The sequence below is a fragment of the Longimicrobium sp. genome (assembly GCF_036280135.1).
In the GTDB taxonomy this organism is placed as follows: Bacteria; Gemmatimonadota; Gemmatimonadetes; order Longimicrobiales; family Longimicrobiaceae; genus Longimicrobium.
In genome coordinates, this window is sequence record NZ_DASURI010000696.1 from 1 (window position 1) to 4,968 (window position 4,968).

5 protein-coding genes and 1 riboswitch are annotated in these 4,968 nt (G+C 73.4%); of the genes, 2 read left to right on the forward strand and 3 right to left on the reverse strand.

Annotated features, from left to right (window positions below; genetic code table 11):
• On the reverse strand, positions 1-1,310 hold a 1,310-nt coding region (locus tag VFZ20_RS22430), incomplete at its 3' end, for a TonB-dependent receptor plug domain-containing protein (RefSeq protein WP_329686185.1).
• Positions 1,307-2,251, reverse strand: coding sequence for a cobalamin-binding protein (locus VFZ20_RS22435; RefSeq protein ID WP_329686186.1), 945 nt, complete (start codon positions 2,249-2,251; stop codon positions 1,307-1,309). The genes VFZ20_RS22435 and VFZ20_RS22430, both read right to left, overlap by 4 nt.
• Before the next feature lie 157 nt (positions 2,252-2,408).
• Positions 2,409-2,549: riboswitch (cobalamin riboswitch) on the reverse strand.
• 196 nt (positions 2,550-2,745) lie between these two features.
• On the opposite strand from VFZ20_RS22435, the gene VFZ20_RS22440 reads away from it, so the two are divergent.
• A complete protein-coding gene (locus VFZ20_RS22440) occupies positions 2,746-3,192 on the forward strand; it encodes a GNAT family N-acetyltransferase (RefSeq protein ID WP_329686187.1) in 447 nt (148 codons plus the stop codon).
• 328 nt (positions 3,193-3,520) lie between these two features.
• Here VFZ20_RS22440 and VFZ20_RS22445 read toward each other — a convergent pair whose 3' ends face one another.
• On the reverse strand, positions 3,521-3,862 hold the full coding sequence (locus VFZ20_RS22445) for a hypothetical protein (RefSeq protein ID WP_329686188.1): 342 nt from the start codon (positions 3,860-3,862) through the stop codon (positions 3,521-3,523).
• 219 nt (positions 3,863-4,081) lie between these two features.
• On the opposite strand from VFZ20_RS22445, the gene VFZ20_RS22450 reads away from it, so the two are divergent.
• On the forward strand, positions 4,082-4,927 hold the full coding sequence (locus VFZ20_RS22450) for an endonuclease/exonuclease/phosphatase family protein (RefSeq protein WP_329686189.1): 846 nt from the start codon (positions 4,082-4,084) through the stop codon (positions 4,925-4,927).
• Positions 4,928-4,968: the final 41 nt, after the last annotated feature.

Sequence of the window (4,968 nt, forward strand, 5' to 3'; positions counted from 1 at the left end):
GTCCGCAGCGGCGTCTCCAGCAGCCGCAGCGTCGTGCGGTCCAGCCGCCCGCCGAGCGTGGCGTGCAGCCGTCCGCCCAGCGCGGCGACGCGCCCCTCCGCGAACGCCGCCGCCGTGCCCACCTCGCTGTCCGGCGAGTAGGTGCCGATCTCCTCGTCCGCGGAACGGTACCGGCGCGACTCCGCCCGCACCGTCCCCGCGTCCACGCCCGCCACGAGCGAATGCGCTCCGAACGCGACAGCCGTCTGCGCCTGCCCGCCGCGCGACGACGAGCGGCTGACGAAGTTCACGAACGGGTCCGCCGCGAACACGTCCCACGTGCCGCTGCGCTCGCCGGTGGAATAGACCCGGATGAGGGGCGCGAAACGGCCCCGCGTGCCGCGGACGGCCAGCTCGCCGCCCGTGCGCCGCAGGTCCTTGCGGCCGTCCTGCGCCGTGTCGAAGAACAGGTCGCCGGGCGTCTCCACGCCGTCCGCCCAGAAGCCGTCGCCGCGCGCCTCGATCCGCATCCCTTGGTCGATCCGGTACGCCAGGCGCAGGGCCCCGGAGCGCGTCTCCTGCCGCGTGTGGCGCCGGACGATCCCCGCGCCGGGCTCGTCCACCGTCTCGCGCGTGCCGTCCGCGAACAGCCGCGTGGCGCGCTCGCCGTCCACCGCGTCGCCCAGGAACCCGCCGCGGCCGATGCGGTAGTCCGCGCCGCGGCGAAAGAAGGCCGCGTCCGCGTCGAACTCGACGCGCGGGACGAGGTCGCCGCCGGCCCACGCGCCCACGTCCGACGTCTCGAACGATCCGTATGCGCCACGCGCGCCCCCGCGCAGGGCGCCCTGGCTGCGGCGGGGCACCAGGTTCACCACGCCGGCCATGGCCGACGCGCCGTACAGGGCGGATGCGGGGCCGCGCAGCACCTCCATCCGCTCCAGCCCCAGCGCGTTGAACGTCGCCAGGTTGGCGGACCCGGCCGGGCGCCCGTCCACCAGCGTGAGCGTGCGCGGGCTGATACCGCTGAACTCCGGGCGAAAGCCGCGGATGCCCACGCCGGCCAGGGCGCCTGGATACTCGATCACGTCCACGCCCGCCGTCCGCTTCAGCGCGCCCGGCGCGTCGTCCGCCGCCGTCCGCCGCAGGTCCGCGGCGGTGACGACGTCGATCCGCCGCGGCTCCGTCAGGCGCAGGGCCGGCGCGCGGGTGGCGGAGACGACGACCGCCTCCAGCGTGTCCGTCCGCGTCGTATCGGCCCGCGTCTGCGCGGTAGCGGGAGCGGAGAGCAGGGACGCGGAGACGAACGTGGCCGCAAGGGATCGAACGCTCACCGGGACGCCTCCCGCGTGGGGCAGGGGGTGCCCGTGGTGGAGGGGGCGGCCGCGCGCGTGTCCGCCGGGTGAAGGAGCTTTGCGAGCGTGTCCGCCGCGACGGCCATCCGCGGCCCGGGGCGGTGAAAGAGGTCGGAGTCCACGAAGTACAGCCGGCCCTGGCGCACGGCCGTCAGCTGGTTCCAGCCCGCGGACGCCCGCAGCTTTAGCGTGAACGCCTCGGCCGACTCGCGCCCGCGCGCCACGACGACCACGTCCGGGTCGCGGCGCAGCGCCTCTTCCAGGCTCACCTGCGGCCACGGGGCGAGCGCGTCGCCAAAGACGTTGCAGCCACCGGCCATGGAGACGATCTCGTCCACGAAGCTGCCGGGGCCCACCGTCCACAGGGGATCGGGCCAGACGACGTAGAGCACGCTGGGGCGGGGACGGCCGGCCGTGCGCTGGCGGATTCCGTCCAGCCGCGCGGCGAGGTCGTCCGCCAGGGAGTCGCCGCGTGCCGGCAGCCCCAGCAGGCGGCCCACGGCGCGGACGCTGGCCAGCACGTCGGCCACGCGCTCGATGGGCATCTTGTGCACGCGCACGCCGATGCGCGCGGCGGCGTCCGCGGCCGTGGAGCCGTGCTCCGGCGAGCCGGACGCGATCAGCAGGTCCGGCCGCAGCCCCGCGACGGCCTCCGGCGTGGGATCGAGCGTGCGGCCCAGCGACGGCAGGTGCGCCAGCCGCGGGTCCGTGTCGAAGTCCGTGCGCCCCACCAGCCGGTCGCCGGCGCCCAAGGCCAGCACGACCTCCGTGGCGGCGGGGTCGATGGAGAGCACGCGCGCCGGCGCCGCCACGGCGGGCGGGGTCGACGCGTGGGCGGAGGATGGGGGCGCGTCACGGCCGCACCCCGGCGCGGCGAGCAGCAGCACGCCCGCGCAGGTGATCCTGATCCAGGGAAACAAAAAGCCCGTCCTTCCCGGGTGCCGGGAGAACGGGGAGCGGCGCGCATCCGGGCGCGCGCGCCGGCCGGCCCCGGGGGGGCGGACGGTACGAATGGGCCAGAAGGCGCGTGCCCGCTCCCCTCCCGCGAGGGGGTGAATAGCGGGGCGAACGGGGATCGTCTCCTGGCTCGAGGCAGCCGCGCTCGCCTTCCCGGACGCGAGCGTCCAGTGGCGTGTGCAGAGCGGGCCGGTCCGGCGCATGGGGATGCGCCGGGCCTCTTACAGTGGCGGGGCCGCGCCGGTCTTTCACCGGACTTCCGTGGGCCCTGTTCGCGCTGGTTGTGCGCCAATGGTATCAGCCCCCGCCGCGTCGTGCAACGGGCGCCCGGCGGACAGGGCGGATGGGGATCGGCGCATCCCGTGGTGGATCAACGGGATGCGCATCGCCCCTTTCGCGCATCGTCCGGGTGCGGTTGATTGCATCCGCTCACCTTCCACCCGCACGGAACCGATCCATGGAATCCACCGTCACCATCCGTCTCGCCCAATCCGACGACGACGTCCTGCGCTGCTTTCCCGTGATGGCGGAGCTGCGCCCGCACCTGGACCGCGACGAGTTCCTGCCGCGCGTCACGCGGATGCGGGAGCAGAACGGCTTCTGGATGGCGTTCGTGGAGGAGGGCGGGGAGGTGCGCGCCGTGGCCGGCTACCGGTACCTGGACCTGCTCTTTTCCGGCCTGACGCTGTACGTGGACGACCTGGTCACCGATCCGCGGCACCGCTCGTCGGGGCACGGGCGGGCGCTGCTGCGCTGGCTGCAGGACCAGGCGCGGTCAAAGGGCTGCGCCACGCTGACGCTGGATTCCGGCGTGCAGCGCATCGACGCGCACCGCTTCTACTTCCGCGAGCGGATGCACATCCACGGATACCACTTCACCCTGGCGCTCGACCCGCCGGCGTGAACGCCCCCCTCCGGGCTCGCGGAGTTCGCCCACCTCCCCCCAAGAGCCCAGGAGCGTCATCCTGAGGGAGCGCCGCGCATGGCATGACCGCGCACGGGACTTTGGCGCGACCGAAGGATCTTGTGTGCGGAACCCGGAGCCGGCTTCCGTGCACAAGGGCAACGGCAGAGCTTCGCGGGCAAGATCTTTCGGTCGCCGCCACAGATCGTGCACAGCATGGACCTGCGCGGCGGCTCCCTCAGGATGACGCTTTGCGGGGAAAGGACAACGGGCTCCCTCGCCAGATGGCGAGGGAGCCCGTTTGCGGTCAGCCGCGGCGCGGGATGGATCAGGGGGCGCAGAAGACCTGGGTAGAGGCGGAGCCGCTGTTGTGGTTGCTGTCCGTGACCGTGACGGAGATGGTGAACCAGCCCCACGCCGGATAGCAGACGATGTTGCCGGTGCTGACGCCGTCCGCGTCCGACTGCTCCTGGACGGGCCAGGCCCATTCGAAGCTGTAGCCCTCGCCGCTGCCGCCGGACGCGGTTGCCTCGCAGGCCTGGCTGTCCGTGCTGCACGACAGGCTGACGGTGGGCCACGTCTGGGCGGGCGCGGCCTCCGTGGGCACGTCCGCGCGGACGGCGAGCGCGGCAGCCAGGGCCGCGACCACGAGGGGAGTACGCAGGCGCATGAGAATCCTCCGGATGAGGGATGTGGATCGGCTCTCGATGGAGCGTGTGAATCAGAATGTGTCGGCAACTGGGTTTACACAAGGTGCCGCGGAATCATCTGGCGTCCCCTGCCTGCGCGGCCGGATTTCTCCCGTGATGTGGCGGATTCCGGCCACTGGCGTCGTCCCGGCGCGGGGGCGAGCTTGTCGGCGTTCGCTGATTCCACGCATCCGCACCCGATGAACAAGCCCGTGCCTCGTTCCGTGCTCGCCCGACGCATCGTCCTCGCGCTGCTCGCGCTCCTCCTGATGACCACCGGATGCGCGGCGAATCAGCCCGCCGGCGGCGAGCGCGAGGTGACGGTGCTGGTCTACAACATCCGCGCGGGCAAGGACATGGCCGGCGTGGAGAACCTGCCGCGCGTGGCGGAGCTGGTGCGCCGCGTGGGCGCGGACCTGGTGCTGCTGCAGGAGGTGGATCGCAACACGCAGCGCTCCGGCCCCGCGGACCAGCCCGCCGTGCTGGCGCGGCTGACGGGCTACGACGTGGCGTTCGGGCGGACGATCGGCTTTCAGGGCGGGGACTACGGCATCGCCCTGCTCTCGCGCTGGCCCATCCGGCGCGACACGCTCCTCCCGCTTGCCGTCACGGCGCCGCCGGGGCAGTCGGCGGAGGGGCGCGAGCAGCGCGGCGTGCTGAGCGCCGTCATCGACGCGCCCGGCGGCCCCATCGCCGTCCTCAACACGCACCTGGACGCATCCGGCGACGACGTGTGGCGGCTGCAGGAGATCGCGGGCGTGCTGCGCGAGGCGGACGCGGCGCGGCGCTCCGGTCTGCCGCTGCTGGTGGGTGGCGACTTCAATTCGCGGCCGGAGAGCCCCATCCACGAATCGCTCCGCGCGGCGGGCTTCCGCGATGCGTGGGCGCGGTGCGGAACGGGCGACGCGCTCACGTTCCCCGCCAACGCGCCGAACCGCCGCATCGACTACCTGTACCTCACGGGTGACGCGCGCTGCACCGAGGCCCGCGTGCTGCCGGACGAGGTCAGCGACCATCGCGCGCTCCTCGTCCGCGTCCGCCTCTAGAAACAATTTTTCACGCAGAGGGAGCAGAGGCAGCAGAGTAC